This window comes from Winogradskya humida, from assembly GCF_016862215.1.
GTDB classification, from domain to species: Bacteria; Actinomycetota; Actinomycetes; order Mycobacteriales; family Micromonosporaceae; genus Actinoplanes; species Actinoplanes humidus.
Genome location: NZ_BOMN01000130.1, coordinates 22,945 through 39,628, shown reverse-complemented (window position 1 = coordinate 39,628; position 16,684 = coordinate 22,945). Strand labels below are relative to the sequence as shown.

Below are 16,684 nucleotides of genomic sequence, written 5' to 3'. Positions count from 1 at the left end.
CCGTGACTCGTCAGCCGAGCTGACGGCGTACTGATGCTGCGACCCGGCCTCCCTCGGCGCGACCGGCCACTGCGGCCTGGGCCGACTTCATAGCCGGGCCCATCTGTGCCTTGCTGGTGAAACCGCCCGCCGTGAGCGCGTCGGCAACCAGGGTGTCGATCTCCTCATCGGTCAGCTGGGCCGGGAGATAGTGGGCGAGCAGGTCACCCTCGGCGGTCTCCTTCTCAGCCTGCTCGGTCCGGCCGGCGTCCTTGAACGCGGTTGCCGCCTCGCGGCGCTTCTTCGCCTCCTTGGTCAGGACGGCAAGCACCTCGTCGTCTGACAACTCCCGCGCGGCGTTCCCGGAGACCTCGGCGGTGCGGACAGCGGAAAGCGCCATTCGCAGCGTGGACGTGGTGAGCTCGTCCCGGCCCTTCATCGCGGTGTGCAGGTCATCGGTCAGGCGGTCTTTCAGCGTTCCCATGGACGGTCAAACTACTCTTGCCGTCATGCGCAAGCGCCCCCTTATCACCGCAGCCGCCACGCTGACCGCCGCCGGCGCCGCCACTTTCGCGTACGCCGCCCTGGTCGAACGCAACCTTTTCACCCTGCGCCGCTTCGACGTCCCGATGCTGGAACCCGACGCCGAGCCCCTGCGCATCCTGCACATCTCAGACCTGCACATGATGCCTGACCAGCGCCGCAAGCAGGCCTGGGTCGCCGCCCTCGCCGGCACCGACCCCGACCTCGTGGTCGTCACCGGCGACAACATGGCCTCCCCGGACGCCGTCCCGGGCGTCCTGCGCGCCCTGAACCCGCTGCTGGAAATCCCGGGCGTCTTCGTCTTCGGCTCCAACGACTACCGCGGCCCGGTCTGGAAGAACCCCCTGACCTACGTCTTCGGCAAGGGCGAATACGTCCAGGGCGTCGACCTCCCCTCGGAAGACCTCCGGACCGCCCTGACAACCGCGGGCTGGGCCGACCTCAACAACGCCCGCACCACCCTCAAAGCAGGCGGCCGCACCATCGAATTCGCCGGCGTCGACGACCCCCACATCGACCGCGACGACTACCCCTCGGTCGCAGGCCCCGCCTCCCCGGAAACCGACCTGCACATCGGCGTCACCCACACCCCCGCCGCCCGCGTCCTCAACCCCATGGCCGCCGACGGCTTCGGCCTCCTCCTGGCCGGCCACACCCACGGCGGCCAGGTCTGCGTCCCCGCCTACGGCGCCCTGGTCACCAACTGCGACCTCCCCCGAACCATGGCCAAAGGCCTCCACCGCTGGCCCGACTCCAACGCCTTCCTCCACGTCTCCGCCGGCCTCGGCACCCACCCCACCGCCCCCATCCGCTTCGCCTGCCGCCCCGAAGCCTCCCTGCTGACCCTCATCCCCCGCTGAGCCCTTCCGGTGGCCCGCCCCCTCCCCGGGCCACCCCCGCTCACACCTTGAAAATCCCCCGCACCATCACCGCCGCGGTAACCAGCGTCAACCCAGCAATCCCACAGATCACAAACAACCCCGACTGAACCGCCCGATCCCCAATCCCAGCCTGAACAGCAGCAACAAGCGCCGCCGCCGCAGTCCCAGCAAACCCGCCCCCAACCGCAAGCGCCGACTTCGCCACCCCCGCCTGAACCTTCACCTCCCCCAGGCTCCGCCGAGGCCGCTCCACCCTTCCCCCTGGCTCACACATGACCGTTCTCTCCCACTCCGCGGGTGTAGAGGTCGCCGCCAAGCCATCCAGCCCTCACCCTCCGAGGCCCGGTCCCGCCCCACCCAAAGTCATCGAGCAGAGCACTAGCCGGCAGCCACCTGAGTCGTCCCGTGACTACTGGTCTAATGCTTACCGAGCACACGACTAGATGCAACCCCACCCTGCCCGCGCAACGCGCCCACCGACGGCATAGTCACTGGTCAACACCCCTGAAATCCGGGACCAAATTCTTCGCAGACCTGCCACGCCCCACCCGAAACCCGGGCCCCTTGCTCCAACTCCCAGCCACTTGCTCCAAATGTTTGGAGAAACTTGGAGCAAATTTGGAGCAGCCGACAGCATCCTGACCAGCGCCGGACACCAAGAAGAACCGCAGCTCAAGGCCCTTCGAGACGCCGGGGTCAGCGACTCGCCGACTCATCCCAGAGCCATTTGCTCCAAGAACTTGGAGCAACTTGGAGCAAACTTGGTGCAAGCTGTGGCTGGAACGATGTTCGACTTCAACGGCTCTGGGCGCAGCTCGCTTCGACCGACACCAGTCAGCAGGAGATTCGGAGACATGCAGATACCCGTGCCTCCACCGCCGCTGAACGAGCTACTCGCGCGCCTGGAGAGCAAAGACTTCTTCGGCAAGATCGTCCAAGATCTTCCGCACGGGGTTTCTCAGGGCCGATATCTGCACTGGGACTCCATGCGTCACCGGACACCACCGAACGGCCTCACCCACGACCAGTGGTGGGCGGCAACCAAAATCGCCCGGCTGACGGTCCAGCGACGGCTACCCCTGGCCGACGAGCACGGCAAATTCTTCAACTACTGCCTGCCGGATGACGTGATGCGCAACGTCGACTTCGTCATCACCAATACGGGTGGCCGTATCGGGCTGAACGAAGAAGTTGCCAACCCCACCAACAGAGATCAGTATCTCGTCGATTCCCTCATCGAAGAGTCGGTGACCTCCAGCCAAATAGAAGGCGCCTCGACATCCCGGCGGGTGGCACGGGAAATGATCCGCTCGGGAAGGCCACCTCGCGACCGCAGCGAAACAATGATTCTGAACAACTTCCGCGCGATGGAGCGAGTCGGAGAACTGCGGCATGAACCGCTCACCATCGACCTGATCTGCGACCTGCAGCGCATTGTCACGGAAGGCACACTCGACGACCCCGAGTCGGCCGGCAGGTTCCAGACGCCCGCGGAAGCACGGATCGCAGTCTTCGACGACCAGGGAGAACTTCTCCACACTCCGCCACCCGCAGAGACGATCCCCGAACGGATGCAGGCCCTCTGCGACTTCGCCAACGCCAAGTCCAGCACCGACGGGCCATATCTTCCCGGAGTTCTGCGTGCGCTGACGATCCATTTCATGATGGGCTACGAGCACCCTTTCGAGGACGGCAACGGCCGAACAGCGCGCATTCTGTTCTACTGGTCGATGCTCAATCAGGGATTCTGGATCACGGAGTTCATCTCCGTTTCCCGGATCCTGAAGGGTGCGCAGGCGAAGTATGCAAGGTCGTACCTGCTCACCGAGGTGGACGACAACGACCTGACCTATTTTTTCGACTACCACCTCGGCGTCATCCACACCGCCATCGACCACCTGAACCAATACCTCACACGCAAAATGGCGGAGGTCAAGGAGCTTCGCACCAAGCTCCGCAACGAGGCTGACTACCTCAACTCCCGGCAGCTCGCCCTCGTGCAGAACTCGCTGAAGCACCCAGATATCACGTACTCGGTTCTCTCGCACTCGATGTCGCATCGCGTGTCCGGCGAGACCGCGAGGCAGGACCTGGTGGCCCTCGAACAGGCAAACCTGCTGGAACGACGCCGCGTCGGCAAGCGCTTCGTCTATGCCCCGGTGAGCAACCTCGCCGACGCCATCAAAGACCTCAGCGCAACCAGATAGCACATCTGCGGGGGTGCCCGGCCAAATTGCTCCAAACATTTGGAGACTTGGACCAAGCCCTCGAAAAACAGCTCAGGGCCGGTCCCCCTTGCGGAGAACCAGCCCCGACCTGGCGCAACATCTGTCGAGGGTGGCCGGATTTGAACCGACGGCCTCTTCGTCCCAGATTGGGATCGCCGCCTGCGGGCGCCTCTCGATCTATCCAGAACGCCAGGTCACAGCGTCGGCGGATGTCGAGATGCCGGCCAGCTCTTCGAGATCCACTCCCCGATATCCATCAGCGGGCGTAACTGGCTGAACACCTCCCGAGAGGCACGCCGACTGCACGCGGAGACATGAGCGGCCTCACCAGTTGCACCTGCCAGGTCATCAAAGCTAGGTGTGCGTACTCACGTGCTTCTATCGCTTAGGTTGGTAACTTGCCAGGTGGGAAGCGGGGGGACGGTATGGAGACGCAGGTGGATCCGGCGGTCTTGGATGGCGCGGCGGTTCAATGTGACGGCTTGGCGGGGCGGTTGCGTCAGGCGGTCGCCCGCATGGAGCCCGAGAGCCGCGTCGCCATCAACGGGCTGGGCGGTGGGTTCTTGATACGTGCCGCGCTGGAGAGGGTCACCGCTTCGCGTGTTGACGAGTTCGGCAAGTTTGAGCGTTACCTGGGTCAGACCGGGGAGGCGTTGGCAGCTACCGCCGCTGACTATCGCCGGGCCGATGCGGTGAGCGCTGACCGCTTCGCGTTCCTGCGTGAGGGCTAGTTGAGATGGTGAGCTTGCCCGAGCTTCGCGATGCCCGTCTCGACGGCCTCGATACCGCCGGGGATGCCTGGACCACGTTCGGCAAGCACGTCGAGGACCTGGCGGGTGACGCCTCGGCGGACCTGATCGGGCCGTTGCGGTCTTCGCCCTGGGCCGGCCCGGCTGCGGACGCCGCGTTTACGCTGCTCGACAAGGTCGATGACGAGTTCGAGGTCGCGGCCATGCAAACACGCACGATCGGCTCGTTACTCAGCGGTGCCGCCGACGAGCTGCGTGCCTCGCAACGTAGCCTTCGTGCACTGCTCGCCCAGGCTGCGGCTGCGGACTTCGCCATCGGCGACGACGGCAGCGTCACCCCGCCCCAGCTGACGTACGCGGAAATTCACGATCCGGACTCTGCTCTGCTTGTCCAGCAGCGCATGAGCGTCGCGCGGGACTACGCCCAGCAGATCGCTGACATCCTGACTCAGGCCACCGATGCCGACAGCCGGTGCGCACGGGCGCTCGGCGAACTGATCACCGAAACGTTCGGGCAGGAGCCGTACGAGTACGGCGACGCCAAGGACGATGCCCGCGCCGCCGCTGACGCCCTGGGACTGACCGAGGCTGCGATCCCGGCCGGCGGCACCGATCCCCGGCAGGTCAACGCCTGGTGGAAGACCCTCTCCCCCGAGGCGCAGCAGCTGTACCTGACCGCCTACCCCGAACGGCTCGGCAGCCTCGACGGCATGCCCTCCGGGGACAGGGACTTCGCCAACCGTCTCGCTCTGCGCGACTACATCGGCGACAACGTCAACAACCGACTCGATCAGAACAACGCCCAGCAGGACCGGGCGCTGATGCTGCTCGACAAGCTGGAACGCTCAGAACAAGGCCCGGACACCAACCGCTACTTCCTGCTGACGATAGATCCCACCGGCGACGGTCAAGCTGCGGTGTCCATCGGAAACCCCGACACCGCTGACCGTACGGCTGTGCTGGTGCCCGGCGTCGGCACGGAACTCGACGACATCCGCGGTCTCATCAACCGCTCAGCGGACATCAAGACCGCCGCCGGCATCCTCAAGCCGGACGAGCAGGTGGCTGTGATCGGCTGGCTGGGATACGACACCCCGTCACTCAACACCGACATCGTCAGCGCCGCTACCGGCGACAAATCACGAGCCGGCGCCGTCGCACTCGACGGCTTCGTCAACGGACTGCACGCCACCCACGACGGCACCGGACCCGCACACATCACCGCGATCGGACACAGCTACGGCAGCACCGTGCTCGGCGAAGCAGCCAGTCACGGTGACGGTCTCGCCGTGGACGACATCGTCGCGGTCGGCAGCCCTGGCATGCGCGTCACCAACGCCTCCGAGTTCAACGTCCCCACCGACCACGTGTGGGCCGGCGCCGCGGCAGACGACAACTTCGTCGCCCGACCGGAAAACACCGCAGCTAAAATCTCGTTCTGGGGTGATGACATCGGCGAGTTGGCGAACGAACACATCCACGGCCCCGGCCCGCACTACCCCGAGTTCGGCGGCAACGTGCTGACCATCGACACGCACGGCCACTCCGGCTACTGGAACGCGAACTCCACAAGCCTGCGTAATCAAGCCGCCATCGTGGTAGGTAGCTACGACCGCGTCGCGCTTGACTACGGAAAGGCGCCGTCATGACTCGCCTCGGTATCCGACTGCTGACCGCCTGCGTTCTCACCGCGTCCATGCTGGTTGCCTCGTGCAGCAACAGCGACCAGCCCGCAGAGAAGGAGGCCACGTTGCAGGCCAAACCCAAGGCCGAGGTCTCGGCAGCCGTACGCGACCAGGCCCAAGCAATCGCCGATGCCGCAGGCGGTCAGCTCACAGACTTCACGGACCGCAGCGCCCCCTGCGAAGGCCCGAACGGAGAGACCACCGACGACGGCCGCTGGAACCTGTCCGGCTTCGCCGCAATCCCCCTCGTCGCCGACAAACACGCAGCCGCACTCCAGGCCATCCACGACGCGTGGCAGAGCCAAGGCTGGGACATCACCGAGAACCGAACCTTCAAGGACGGCGGCGGATCCGTCGCCGGCCGGAACCCGCAGAACGGACTGAACGCCACCATCACCAGCAGCGACCCACCGAAGCAACTCGCCGTCATCATCGGCTCCGCCTGCTACCGCCCCGCCCAAGGCGAAGACCCCGCCAACGACTAACCACTGCTTGAACAGCGCGAACGTCCCGCTCCGAGCCCGAAACCTAAGGCCTCCGGCGCAAACGGCATTGGGTCACCCCTCGGCCGGCGGCCTGCCGACGTCACCCAGGGAGTCCAGGAGACGTTCGCGAGCGGCGCCCAGACGAGTGCTGTAGTCAGGCATGAAGACCTCGGCGAGTGACGTCTCCAGCGCTCCGGAGATCGCGTACATCGGCGACCACACCGCGCGGTCCTGGTTCACGAGATCGTTGAACTCAGGGCTGTTCATCATCATCTCGTAGAGCCAGTCCGACAGGACGAGCGCCTGATCTCTGGTGAGCTTGATCGTGAACCCGTCATCAGCCACGCCCGAAGGCTACGCACTGGCTGCTGAACCTCGTCGATCAACCTTCGACGGAAGCGGATGTACGCAGTCACCCGGCCGCCCCCTCCAGCGATCCCGGAAGCCGGAGCGCTCCCACCGGAGGTATCTCTATGGCAGGGCACCCACTCCAGCATCGGCCGGTGCGCCGCTCCTCGCCGAGCGTGCCGCGCTGTTGTCCGGCCGAGATGGCGCTCCGAAGAAACTACAAGATGACCGCATGGGCCACACGGATGGATCAGTGCAGGCGCGCTATTCGCACCCCACAGCAATCATGCGCCGACGCCTTATGGATGATTTGAGCGAACTGTGGATGGGCGCCTATGTGCGCGCAACTCAAAGTCCTTAAGATCACCCGTTGTGACCCTTGACCAGCTTCTACGACGACTCTAAATTACCGCGAAATAAAAGAGCTCTCACGCCGAGCCGGGTAATGCAAATAATCGACGAAGTTCAGAACAACGGATCCTGTCGAGAATTTAACACTTCCTCGGCAATAAAATCGCTTTCCACACCTTCAATAATCTCTAGATTCGAAGGATTGTAAACCCAGAACATACGGCCCTCTTTCTCTAGGGTTCCATCAAGCTTAAGGCTCGCTTCCTGCCTGTGCGCATCCATAGCAATTTCGTATTGTTCAGCCGAAAGTCGGATACGAGCTTTCCGAATATCCGCACCGTCTTCAACATTTAGTCGGATAACTCGATCACCGCTATCAGTTGAACGACTGAGGAGCGTAACCTCGCCAATCAAACTCACCCGCAATGGTTCAGGATTTCTCGCAAGCTCATGGGAAGCGCGGTCCAAGACCGGAACATCAGCTGGCGTGAATGCAAACTCCCTTGGGGTGATCCGCCCTTCTTCACTGGACAACCGTGCTATCTCGACGGCTGCTTCACTACCTTGTGCCAGATCCCGGAGCGCTTTTGTAAATTCGTAGGAAACACCTTGGGGAACGGCTTCAAGGAAGACCTCCATGCGAGATGATCGCCGAAACTCGTCCAAGCATTCTCGGGTAACGGAGAGGGCCCGCTCAAAAGTGTCTAGAATCTGCCTTCCCGAATAAGATTCTCCGCCGTAATCTTCACTGAGAAGGCTTTCTTCAAAGTACCGGCTCGCCGGGAAAATTTGTCGCGCCGGTGTAAGTGCGGTGATTACGAAGCTACCGACTTCAGTTTGACCCATAAAGCTTTTCTCAAGAAAACGCTTCGCTACGTACGCGCTGGCATTCCCGTGGTATCTTCGAGCCTCTCGCGTAGCCTTTGCCGAGGCTCCAAGTTGCGCGCGGGCCGAGGCGTAGAGCCTCTCACCATCTTCCCATGCGATAATCGCAGCTTCGGATGGCGTTGACTTCTTCCATCGCGTTGCCTCAAGCGAAGAAGAAGCTCGCATCTCCAATGTTTGGGAAAGCTTGCGAGCCTCACGGCCATACTGGCTATATATTCGACGCTGAGCCTTAGTCACGAGACTCAGGTAATCATTTCGACTTGGGTCGAGGGGAATAAGTAGCTCTGCGTCACCCTCATCTTCATCTTCGTCCGGGCGCCAAACTTCGTACAACCCGGGCTCCCGCGAGACTGGCGTCCAATCGAAGTGCCTCAGAAGAGCCGTAATACGCTCCGCAAGTAGCACGTCACTGCCAGTATCAAAATCGGCCGGGGACTGCCAGTCACTCATGGCGCTTCCCCTTTCCCGATTCTCTCCATCATCGCACAGAGCGCAATGTCATCAAAGACCTGGGTAAGAGGCGCGTTGACTGCGACATAACCAGAAGCTGAGGAGGTTTCACCCGAAAGGTTCACCCAGTAACACGCATGGTGGAGAGTTAGACCCTTTTTGCGAACATAGGTCCAGTGCGCTGGATCTACGGGCTGCTTCATGATCACGACAATTTTGTGGACGCTCAACGGCGCTGGCGCGGCGTAATAATCAAAACGATCGCGGCGCATTTTCGTCGAAATTTCTTTTTCCGAAATGTTGGCTTGGCTAGCGGTAGATTTAAGCTGAATTTCTAGCCGTGCAGTATTGTCTGTGAAATTCACATGCGCCGAATGTCGTTGCCGGAGTTCAATATCTATTCCGTCATCGATTTCCGGCTGAGTAACAACACATCCCGCCGCAGCAGCAATCGCCCGGATATAGCTCAGCTGTAGCTGCTCCATGAAATCAGTGGTCCGCTTGGAGTGAAGTCCTCGGATTGCCGCATTCCTACTCGACTGAGCTCCAGGAGGCGCCGACATTCAGCCAGGATAGCGGAAGTACTTCGGCCGAGGACAGTGTCGCGCGTTATCGCGCGTCAAGCATGAACTCAGACCGCATCCAAGCCGTTTCGAGGCGACACCGAGAACCCTGTTACCGCGGAAGCAGCGACTTCTCAAAGCCAGGTACCGCTAGGGTCATTGCAAGCGCCTGGCTACCGGGCGTCGTCAGCCGCCCTTCATCCGTTACGCGGTTGTCTGCTCCGCGGCCCCAACAACGAGGCTGACGCGGACTCTGCCGGTGATGTTACCCAACTCACGCTCTGACCCCCGACTTGAGTTATAAACCCTGACCGCCAAGTTGCACTCAGCCAAGGCGGCGATGCTCAAAAGGCTACTAGAAACAAGATCATCTCCAGGATTTTCTCCAGAACAGGGGTGGAGAACGAGGCAGGCCCGGTCCTCCGTGATGGAGAACCGGGCCTGACCTGCACCTTCTCGGTCGGGGTGGCCGGATTTGAACCGACGGCCTCTTCGTCCCGAACGAAGCGCGCTACCAAGCTGCGCCACACCCCGATGCGTGCTGGACAATAGTATCCGACACCCACCCGGACGCGAAATCGGTATACCCCCCACCGTAAAGCCGCAGCTCAGCCGCGCTGTCAGCTCGTGGTCAGGGCCTGCTTGTAGAAGTCGGCGGGGTCGGCGGCGAGGGAGGCCTTGACCATCGCGCTCCAGTCGTCGGCGAGAGCCTCCAGTTTCCCGGCCTCCAGGGCGTCGAGGCCGGCGGCCACCACCGTGGTGGGGGCGACCTTGGGGCCGTCGTAGAAGGCGGCCATGTCGGTGTCGGCGGCGCCGAGGAAGAGGCCGGTGACCAGGGTGTTCTGGGCGGCCAGCTCGAGGCGGACGCCGTTGGTCATGTTCCAGGCCGCTGCCTTGGCCGCCGCGTAGGCGTTCGAGCCGTCGTACGCGAACCAGGACAGCGCCGACAGCACGTTGAGGATCGCGCCGCCTGCGAGTTGCGGGGCGAAGGCTCGGATCATGTTGAGGGTGCCCCAGAAGTGGGTGTCCAGTTCCCGGCGGATGTCGTTCAGGTCTCCCGTGACGAGGCTGACGCCGGTGGAGATGCCCGCGTTGTTGATCAGGATGGTGACGTCGGGGGCGGCGAGGGCTGCTGCGGCGATGGAAGCCTGGTCGGTGATGTCGAGTTCGAGGGGCGTTACGCCGGGGATGTCGATGCTGGAGGCGCGGCGGGCCGTTGCGTAGACCTTGGCTGCCCCTCGGTCGAGGAGGGACTGGGTGAACTGGCGGCCGAGGCCTCGGTTGGCGCCGGTGACGAGGATGGTTGCTCCGCTGATCTGCATGGCGGTTACGCTAGAACCTGACGTTGACGTCAGAGGCAAGGGTTGCGACGGGAGTCACTGTGCGGAGGTGTCACTGTGCGGATCGGTGAGTTGGCGGAGAGAGCGGGCGTGAGTGTCCGGGCGTTGCGCTACTACGAGGAGCAGGAGTTGCTGGCCTCGGAGCGCAGTGCGAGCGGGCAGCGTCACTATCGCGAGGATGCCGTCGATCGGGTGCAGCTGATCCAGATGCTCTATGGGGCCGGCCTGTCCAGCAAGACGGTCGCTGAGCTGCTGCCGTGCGTCGATGCCAAGGTCAACACGCCGGAGTCGCGGGCCCGGCTCGCTGACGAGCGGGAGCGGATCAATCAGCAGATCATCGATCTCACCCGTACGAGGGACCGCCTCGACGCCGTCATCGAGCTCTCCCAGAGCCCTGCCAGCGGCTGCACGATCGTCGAGGAAGCGCTCTACGCATGACGCCGGTGTGCGAGGTCGTGATCACGGCCGCCGACGCCGAATGGCTGGCCGGGTTTACGAGGCGGTTGGTGGAGGATCGGCTGGCCGCGTGCGGGCATCAGATCACCCCGATCCGGTCGATCTACCGGTGGGACAACGCGGTTCACGACGAGGCCGAGGCGCGGGTAGCCCTGCACACCCGCGCCTCGCTCGTACCCGAAATCATTGCCCGGGCTGACGCCGAGCACGCGTACGACGTGCCCTGCGTCCTGGCTCTGCCGATCACTGACGGCAACCCGGCCTACCTGGAGTGGATCATCCAGGAGACCGGGACGACGGCTTAGGCCGCGGCCTCGAGGGCGGCGCGGGTCAGGAGGGCGCGGAGGGTGATGCCGGCCTCGGACAGGGCCTCGCTGCCACCCTCCTGGCGGTCGATGACGCAGAGGGCGTGGTCGACGTGGGCGCCGAGCTTGCGGAGCTCTTCGGTGGAGATGACGACCTGGCCGCCTGAGGTGACGACGTCCTCGATGATCAGGACGCGGCGGCCGGCGACCTCGGCGCCTTCGGAGAGGCGGGCGGTGCCGTACTGCTTGGCCTGCTTGCGGACGAAGGCGGTGGGGAGTTTGGCGTGGCGGGCGACCGCGGTGACGACCGCGATGCCGCCCATCTCCAGGCCGGCCAGGACCTCGGTGCCCTCGGGGATGAGGACGGCCATCTGTTCCGCGAGCTGGTCGAGCAGGACCGGGTCGGCCTCGAACTGGTACTTGTCGAAGTATTCGGTCGCGGTGCGGCCGGAGCGCAGGACGAACTCGCCGGTCAGGCGGCTCACGTCGCGGACCTGCCGCGCAAGGTCTGAGTCAGTCACGAGGTAACAGCCTAGGAGGTCTCTCAGCGAACTCTCGAACCGGTCGATCAGAAGATCATGCAGAGTCTCACGGACCGGTGGTTCGGGGTCGGGCACAGTGTGGCGCCGGATTCCGCCAAGGCGGGGGCGGAGGCCACGGCGGCTGCGCTGTCCGGGCGTACGCCAAAGGCCGTCTTTGTCTTCTGCTCGGTCAACCATGCCGTGCCCGCGTTGCTCGACGCCGTCCGGGCCGAGGCCGGGCCTGGGGTGACGGTCGTGGGCGGCAGCAGCCTCGGCGAGATCTCCTCGGAGGCCGGGGCGACAACCGACGGCGTGGTGGTCACGGCCCTGGGTGGGGACGGGTTCGATGTCCGTACGCGCATCGCGTACGTCGGCGGCAACGGTCACCGCGAAGCCGGCGCCGACGTGGCCCACGCGCTGGACGGGATGGACCGGCCGCACACCGCGCTGATGATGATCTGCGAGGGCATGTCCGGCAACCCGCACGAGATAGTCCGGGGCGCCTACTCGGTGGTCGGCGCCGCCGTGCCGCTGGTCGGCGGGCTGGCGGCCAACGACACCGGGAAGCGCTCGTTCCAGTTCCACGACGACCGGGTGGTCTCCGGCGCGGTTGTCGGTGTCGCGATCGGCTCGGACGCGCCGATGGGGGTGGGTATCGCGCACGGCTGGCACCGGGTCGAACCGCCCATGGTGATCACCGGCAGCGACCAGACCCGGATCCTGGAGCTGGACGGCGAACCCGCGCTGGACGTGCTGCTGCGCCGCCGGGGCATGACAGAGCCGGCGGAGCTGTTCGCGAACAACACCCGGTTGCAGGCGATCGGGCTGTCCCGGCGCAGTGGCGAGGACATCCGGATCATCGTCGCGGCGGACGAGGCGGACCGTTCGCTGATCGGGCTGGCCACGATGCCGCAGGGGGCCATCTGCTGGCTGATGGACAGCGACCACGAGTCGCTGGTCGCCGGGGCCACCACGTCGTGCGAGGAGGCGGTCGCGGGGCTCGACGGGCGGCCGCCGATCGGGGTCTTCACGTTCGACTGCGGTGGGCGGCGGGGCGCGCTGGGCGATGAGGGCATCCGCGCCGAGGCTGCGACGATCACCGCCGCGCTGCCCGGTGTGCCGTTCGGCGGGCCGTACACGATGGGGGAGATCGCCCGGATCCGTGGTTCGCTCGGGACCCATGCCCTGACCCTCGTCACGCTTGCGCTGGCCTGACGCATGTATACGTGGTCAACGCATCAGCTCACCGAGTATTTCACCGCCGTGAACGCGTCGGCGGACGAGACCGCGGCCATCTCGCTGGCGGTCGAGCGCGCCTGCGAGATGGTCGAGGCCGAGGCCGGCGCGGTGGTGCTCGGCGATCGGGTGCACGGCGCGTGGGGGTTCGGGTCGGACGTACCCACCAAGGGAATTCTCTCGATCGCCAGGGCGCCGGGCACGTTGCCGGTCCCTGCTTTAGGCGATTTGTACGCGGTCCCGAGCGCCCTCGGCGAAGCGATCGAAGGCGCGCTGATCGTGGGCCGCCTCGACGAGCCGTTCACCCCCGAGGAACGCCAGATGCTCCAGGGCATGGCCCAGGTCCTCGGCGTCGCCCTGCGCAGCATCCGGGTGCTGATCGACGAGCGCACCCTGCGTGCCGAGCGGGAACGCGAGGCCACCGAGCGGCTGATCCTGCTGGAGCAGGCGCAGACCCGGCAGCGGCTGGTCGAGACGCTGCTGACGATCCAGCGCGCGATCTCCAACCGTAAGCCGCTGCCCGAGATCCTGGACGCGGTCACCAGCGGGACGGCGGCGCTGCTCGGCGGTGCCCCGGTGGCGTTGATCCTGGCCGAGGGGGGCCGGGGCCGGCGGCTGAGCGTGGCGTCGACCTCGGGCCCGGAAGGCTACGACTTCGCCGACCCGGACAGCTCGCATACCGAGGCGCGGGAGGCCATGGCCACTGCCCAGGTGATCGTCCGGGCCGTCGATCCGCACGATCCGGCCTGGGGCACGATCGTCGCCACCCCCGTACGCGTGACCGGCGAGATGGCCGGCGCCCTCGTCGCGCAGCTCCCCGGATCTGTGGACCAGTACTCGGAGCAGCGCGAGCAGCTAGCGGCGTTCGCTCAGCAGGTGAGCCTGGCGCTCACGGATGCTCGTACGGTCGAAGCCGTCCGCGAGGCCCACCACGACCCGGTCACCGGCCTGCCCAACCGTGGGCTGTTCCTGAAGATCTTCAACCGGGTGCTGGCGTCGCGGGCCGCGCTCACCGAGCCGACCAGCGTGCTCTTCATCGACCTGGACAGGTTCAAGGCCGTCAACGACAGCCTCGGCCACGAAGCCGGCGATCAGTTGCTGGCCGCGGTCGCGGGACGGATCCGGGCATGTGTACGCGCGAGCGACACCACGGCACGCCTCGGCGGCGACGAGTTCGCCGTCCTGCTGCACAACTCGCCCGTGGACGCGGCGACCGCCGTGGGCGAACGGGTGATCGAGACGGTCAAGGAGCCGTTCAACATCGCCGGGCGGGACATCTTCATCGGCGCCAGCGTCGGGGTCGCGATCACCCGGGCCGCGGCCGCGAACTCGGACACCCTGCTGAGCAACGCGGATCTGGCGATGTACCGGGCGAAGAAGGAGGGTCCCGGCAAGGTCGTCGTCTACGAGCCGCACATGCACACCGAGGCGATCAACTACCTGAGCCTGCGTACGGACCTGCAGCGCGCACTCCAGGAGCATGAGTTCCGGTTGCAATACCAGCCACTCGTACGCCTCGACACCGGCGAGACCGCGGGCGTGGAGGCGTTGATCCGCTGGCACAACCCCGCGCGGGGGCTGGTGTCGCCCGTGGACTTCATCCCGATCGCCGAGGAGTCCGGGCTGATCGTCGAGCTCGGACAGTGGGTGCTGGAGACGTCGGCGGCGCAGGTCGCGGCGTGGCGGCGTACCCATCCGGATCTGACCTTGAATGTGAATGTCTCGGGTCATCAGCTTGTGCACCCGAGGTTCGCGGCGAACGTGACCCGCGCGCTCGCGGTGGCCGGCCTGCCCTCGGGGGCGGTGACGCTGGAACTGACCGAGTCGGTGCTGATGAGCGACCCGGATGCGGCCGTCGCGTCCCTGGCCAGCCTGCGTGAGCTGGGCGTCCAACTGTCCATCGACGACTTCGGGACGGGTTACTCGTCCCTGGCCTACCTGCGGGAACTGCCGGTGGACGAGCTGAAGATCGACCGCGCCTTCATCGCGCGGGCCGAGCTCACCGGCGAAGATCTCGCATTGGTACGCACCATTGTCGAACTGGGCCACATCCTGGGACTGCGCGTGGTGGCCGAAGGCATCGAGAACGCCGCCCAGCTCGAGGCGCTCCGCCGGCTGGGTTGCTCCTACGGTCAGGGATACCACCTGTGCCGCCCGAGCAACCCCGCGGACATCCCGCAGGTCCTCGCGCGACGGTCGCTCACCGCTGTTCACCCGTAAGCGTAATTGATCAGCAGCTTGGGTAGAGGGATGTCCTGTTTCGGCTACTTTGCGAATTAGCCAATACCTCTGAGAGGTTCGTCGTGACCCCCTTCGCGCTGCTCTTCCTGATCGCTCTCGCCGGCTCTTCCTGTTTCGCCATCGGCCGCGCACTCGGCCGCGGCGAACGATACGAAAAGGGCTACCGTGAGGGCTTCCGCGACGGTGAGACCGGATCCCTGGCCCGCGCCGCACGCCTGATCCAGCTCAACGACCGCCGCTCGATCGCACCGGCCGTGGAATCCATGCTGGTGCCCGGCCCGGTGCCCTATCTGCTGCCGCAGCGCGGGACGGCACCCGTGGTCGTCGGAGTGCCGGCCCGCCCGCAGCTCGCAGTGTGACAATCAGCAGTAGAGATTGGCTCCCGGGCTGACCCCGAGAATCGCGGTGAACCGGTTGTACGCGTCCACCCGGCTCTGCACCTGCGCGGGATTACGCCCGTCGCACTCGAGCGAACCGTTGATGCTCCGGATCGTCTGACCGAAACCAGCGCTGTTGACCATGGCGTCGTGCGGCGTCATCGTGCCCGGCCCGCGCTGCGTCATCCAGTACCAGACAGCGGTCTGATAGGCCACCGACGCCTCGTTCTTGACCCGGTCAGGATTGTTCAGCAGGTCGATCCCGAGCGCGTCCCCGGCAGCCTTGTAGTTGAAATTCCAGCTCAGCTGAATAGGCCCACGCCCGTGGTACGCGGACTGCCCCGCCGGACACCCGTACGACTGGCTGGTGTCACAGTAGAGCGGCCAGTTCGCCTGGTTCTGCTCCTCGACGTACACCAGACCACCGGACTCGTGGTTCACGTTCGCGAGGAAAGCCGCGGCTTCCTGCTTCTTCACCGTGTCACTGCCGGTCGTGGTGAACGCCGGATACTTCTTCACGGCGTCGACCAGGCCCGCGTACGAGTAGAAGCCGATCCGGCTCGGGAACATCTGGTTGAACTGCGCCTCGGTCACCGGGAAGCTGGAGTTTCCCGGCGGCTGCGTCGTCGGCGGCGTGGTGCCACCGGAGCAGGAGTACGGCTCCCAGTACCAGGTGCTGATGATCGGGTCATAGCCCGGGTTCTCGTTCTTCGCCCGGTAGTAGCCCCCGTTCGAGTACTTCACAATCGAACCGGCCGGATACCACGTCCCCGCCACCCAGTTCGGGTAGCTGCACCCACCGGGCGGCGTCGTCGGGTCGCTCCCGCCACCACAGGCCCCGTTGTCGGTCCACACCCCGGACCCACCGGTACTGGGCGTCTCCCCCTGCGTCCACCACTTCGCGGTCCAGTTGTGCGCACTGTAGGAAGCCCGCTGCCCACCGGTGTAAACCGTCGAGCTGCCGTACGCCGCCACGCAGGCCTCGGCCGCATTGGAAGCGGTCATCGGAACAATCGCCGTCGCGACACCGGCCAGCACCACACCAACTATCGCCATGA

17 protein-coding genes and 1 tRNA gene are annotated in these 16,684 nt (G+C 65.1%); 10 read left to right on the top strand and 8 right to left on the bottom strand.

All coding sequences use genetic code 11. The features are described from left to right. Positions 1 to 10: 10 nt before the first annotated feature. The gene (locus Ahu01nite_RS44545; RefSeq protein ID WP_203842826.1) at positions 11 to 463 is read right to left on the bottom strand and encodes a GatB/YqeY domain-containing protein; all 453 of its coding nucleotides are present in this window, start codon (positions 461 to 463) and stop codon (positions 11 to 13) included. Between the two features lie 25 nt (positions 464 to 488). Between Ahu01nite_RS44545 and Ahu01nite_RS44540 the strand changes: the two genes are divergently transcribed. The 5 genes from Ahu01nite_RS44540 to Ahu01nite_RS51060 all read left to right on the top strand — a co-directional run bounded on the left by Ahu01nite_RS44540 (position 489) and on the right by Ahu01nite_RS51060 (position 6,550). Next, a complete protein-coding gene (locus Ahu01nite_RS44540) occupies positions 489 to 1,382 on the top strand; it encodes a metallophosphoesterase (RefSeq protein WP_203842825.1) in 894 nt (297 codons plus the stop codon). Positions 1,383 to 2,257: 875 nt separating this feature from the next. Next, positions 2,258 to 3,610 carry a Fic family protein gene (locus Ahu01nite_RS44535; RefSeq protein ID WP_203842824.1) on the top strand — a complete coding sequence of 451 codons (1,353 nt, stop codon included), beginning with the start codon at positions 2,258 to 2,260 and terminating at the stop codon, positions 3,608 to 3,610. 446 nt (positions 3,611 to 4,056) lie between these two features. Continuing rightward, entirely contained in the window at positions 4,057 to 4,362 is a 306-nt protein-coding gene (locus tag Ahu01nite_RS44530; protein WP_203842823.1) for a hypothetical protein, read from the top strand. A gap of 5 nt (positions 4,363 to 4,367) precedes the next feature. Beyond that, the gene (locus Ahu01nite_RS44525; protein ID WP_203842822.1) at positions 4,368 to 6,029 is read left to right on the top strand and encodes an alpha/beta hydrolase; all 1,662 of its coding nucleotides are present in this window, start codon (positions 4,368 to 4,370) and stop codon (positions 6,027 to 6,029) included. After that, a complete protein-coding gene (locus Ahu01nite_RS51060; RefSeq protein WP_239159640.1) occupies positions 6,026 to 6,550 on the top strand; it encodes a hypothetical protein in 525 nt (174 codons plus the stop codon). Before Ahu01nite_RS44525 ends, Ahu01nite_RS51060 begins: the two co-directional genes overlap by 4 nt. 72 nt (positions 6,551 to 6,622) lie before the next feature. Here Ahu01nite_RS51060 and Ahu01nite_RS44515 read toward each other — a convergent pair whose 3' ends face one another. The 5 genes from Ahu01nite_RS44515 to Ahu01nite_RS44495 form a co-directional block, all read right to left on the bottom strand. After that, positions 6,623 to 6,895: a hypothetical protein gene (locus tag Ahu01nite_RS44515; protein WP_203842821.1), complete on the bottom strand. Its 273-nt coding sequence runs from the start codon at positions 6,893 to 6,895 to the stop codon at positions 6,623 to 6,625. A gap of 468 nt (positions 6,896 to 7,363) precedes the next feature. Continuing rightward, positions 7,364 to 8,587, bottom strand: coding sequence for a hypothetical protein (locus Ahu01nite_RS44510; protein ID WP_203842820.1), 1,224 nt, complete (start codon positions 8,585 to 8,587; stop codon positions 7,364 to 7,366). Beyond that, on the bottom strand, positions 8,584 to 9,072 hold the full coding sequence (locus Ahu01nite_RS44505) for a DUF4365 domain-containing protein (RefSeq protein ID WP_203842819.1): 489 nt from the start codon (positions 9,070 to 9,072) through the stop codon (positions 8,584 to 8,586). The genes Ahu01nite_RS44510 and Ahu01nite_RS44505 overlap by 4 nt, the downstream gene beginning before the upstream one ends. Positions 9,073 to 9,610: 538 nt before the next feature. Continuing rightward, positions 9,611 to 9,684 (bottom strand) — tRNA-Pro (locus Ahu01nite_RS44500). 86 nt (positions 9,685 to 9,770) lie between these two features. Beyond that, complete coding sequence (locus tag Ahu01nite_RS44495) at positions 9,771 to 10,472, bottom strand: SDR family oxidoreductase (protein ID WP_203842818.1); 702 nt, start codon at positions 10,470 to 10,472, stop codon at positions 9,771 to 9,773. Between the two features lie 75 nt (positions 10,473 to 10,547). Here Ahu01nite_RS44495 and Ahu01nite_RS44490 point away from each other — a divergent pair, with 75 nt between their 5' ends. Then, the gene (locus Ahu01nite_RS44490; RefSeq protein WP_203842817.1) at positions 10,548 to 10,928 is read left to right on the top strand and encodes a MerR family transcriptional regulator; all 381 of its coding nucleotides are present in this window, start codon (positions 10,548 to 10,550) and stop codon (positions 10,926 to 10,928) included. After that, positions 10,925 to 11,251, top strand: coding sequence for a divalent-cation tolerance protein CutA (cutA, locus tag Ahu01nite_RS44485; RefSeq protein WP_203842816.1), 327 nt, complete (start codon positions 10,925 to 10,927; stop codon positions 11,249 to 11,251). The genes Ahu01nite_RS44490 and cutA overlap by 4 nt, the downstream gene beginning before the upstream one ends. Here the strand turns inward: cutA and pyrE are convergent. Continuing rightward, positions 11,248 to 11,772: an orotate phosphoribosyltransferase gene (pyrE, locus tag Ahu01nite_RS44480; RefSeq protein ID WP_203842815.1), complete on the bottom strand. Its 525-nt coding sequence runs from the start codon at positions 11,770 to 11,772 to the stop codon at positions 11,248 to 11,250. The two genes, cutA and pyrE, sit on opposite strands and share 4 nt — an antisense overlap. A gap of 57 nt (positions 11,773 to 11,829) precedes the next feature. Between pyrE and Ahu01nite_RS44475 the strand changes: the two genes are divergently transcribed. From Ahu01nite_RS44475 to Ahu01nite_RS44465, 3 genes are all read left to right on the top strand, one after another. Continuing rightward, positions 11,830 to 12,987: an FIST signal transduction protein gene (locus Ahu01nite_RS44475; RefSeq protein WP_203842814.1), complete on the top strand. Its 1,158-nt coding sequence runs from the start codon at positions 11,830 to 11,832 to the stop codon at positions 12,985 to 12,987. A gap of 3 nt (positions 12,988 to 12,990) precedes the next feature. Further along, on the top strand, positions 12,991 to 15,228 hold the full coding sequence (locus Ahu01nite_RS44470; protein ID WP_203842813.1) for a putative bifunctional diguanylate cyclase/phosphodiesterase: 2,238 nt from the start codon (positions 12,991 to 12,993) through the stop codon (positions 15,226 to 15,228). Between the two features lie 83 nt (positions 15,229 to 15,311). Then, positions 15,312 to 15,608, top strand: a complete 297-nt coding sequence (locus tag Ahu01nite_RS44465) for a hypothetical protein (RefSeq protein WP_203842812.1) — start codon at positions 15,312 to 15,314, stop codon at positions 15,606 to 15,608. Positions 15,609 to 15,611: 3 nt separating this feature from the next. Here Ahu01nite_RS44465 and Ahu01nite_RS44460 read toward each other — a convergent pair whose 3' ends face one another. Next, positions 15,612 to 16,682 carry a glycoside hydrolase family 19 protein gene (locus Ahu01nite_RS44460; protein WP_438874869.1) on the bottom strand — a complete coding sequence of 357 codons (1,071 nt, stop codon included), beginning with the start codon at positions 16,680 to 16,682 and terminating at the stop codon, positions 15,612 to 15,614. Positions 16,683 to 16,684 lie beyond the last annotated feature (2 nt).

What these genes read in the sequence shown, in the direction of transcription:
- Ahu01nite_RS44545 (WP_203842826.1), bottom strand. Translation starts at nt 463, where the DNA reads ATGGGAACGCTGAAAGACCGCCTGACCGATGACCTGCACACCGCGATG.
- Ahu01nite_RS44540 (WP_203842825.1), top strand. Translation starts at nt 489, where the DNA reads ATGCGCAAGCGCCCCCTTATCACCGCAGCCGCCACGCTGACCGCCGCC.
- Ahu01nite_RS44535 (WP_203842824.1), top strand. Translation starts at nt 2,258, where the DNA reads ATGCAGATACCCGTGCCTCCACCGCCGCTGAACGAGCTACTCGCGCGC.
- Ahu01nite_RS44530 (WP_203842823.1), top strand. Translation starts at nt 4,057, where the DNA reads ATGGAGACGCAGGTGGATCCGGCGGTCTTGGATGGCGCGGCGGTTCAA.
- Ahu01nite_RS44525 (WP_203842822.1), top strand. Translation starts at nt 4,368, where the DNA reads ATGGTGAGCTTGCCCGAGCTTCGCGATGCCCGTCTCGACGGCCTCGAT.
- Ahu01nite_RS51060 (WP_239159640.1), top strand. Translation starts at nt 6,026, where the DNA reads ATGACTCGCCTCGGTATCCGACTGCTGACCGCCTGCGTTCTCACCGCG.
- Ahu01nite_RS44510 (WP_203842820.1), bottom strand. Translation starts at nt 8,587, where the DNA reads ATGAGTGACTGGCAGTCCCCGGCCGATTTTGATACTGGCAGTGACGTG.
- Ahu01nite_RS44505 (WP_203842819.1), bottom strand. Translation starts at nt 9,072, where the DNA reads ATGGAGCAGCTACAGCTGAGCTATATCCGGGCGATTGCTGCTGCGGCG.
- Ahu01nite_RS44495 (WP_203842818.1), bottom strand. Translation starts at nt 10,472, where the DNA reads ATGCAGATCAGCGGAGCAACCATCCTCGTCACCGGCGCCAACCGAGGC.
- cutA (WP_203842816.1), top strand. Translation starts at nt 10,925, where the DNA reads ATGACGCCGGTGTGCGAGGTCGTGATCACGGCCGCCGACGCCGAATGG.
- Ahu01nite_RS44475 (WP_203842814.1), top strand. Translation starts at nt 11,830, where the DNA reads ATGCAGAGTCTCACGGACCGGTGGTTCGGGGTCGGGCACAGTGTGGCG.
- Ahu01nite_RS44470 (WP_203842813.1), top strand. Translation starts at nt 12,991, where the DNA reads ATGTATACGTGGTCAACGCATCAGCTCACCGAGTATTTCACCGCCGTG.
- Ahu01nite_RS44460 (WP_438874869.1), bottom strand. Translation starts at nt 16,682, where the DNA reads ATGGCGATAGTTGGTGTGGTGCTGGCCGGTGTCGCGACGGCGATTGTT.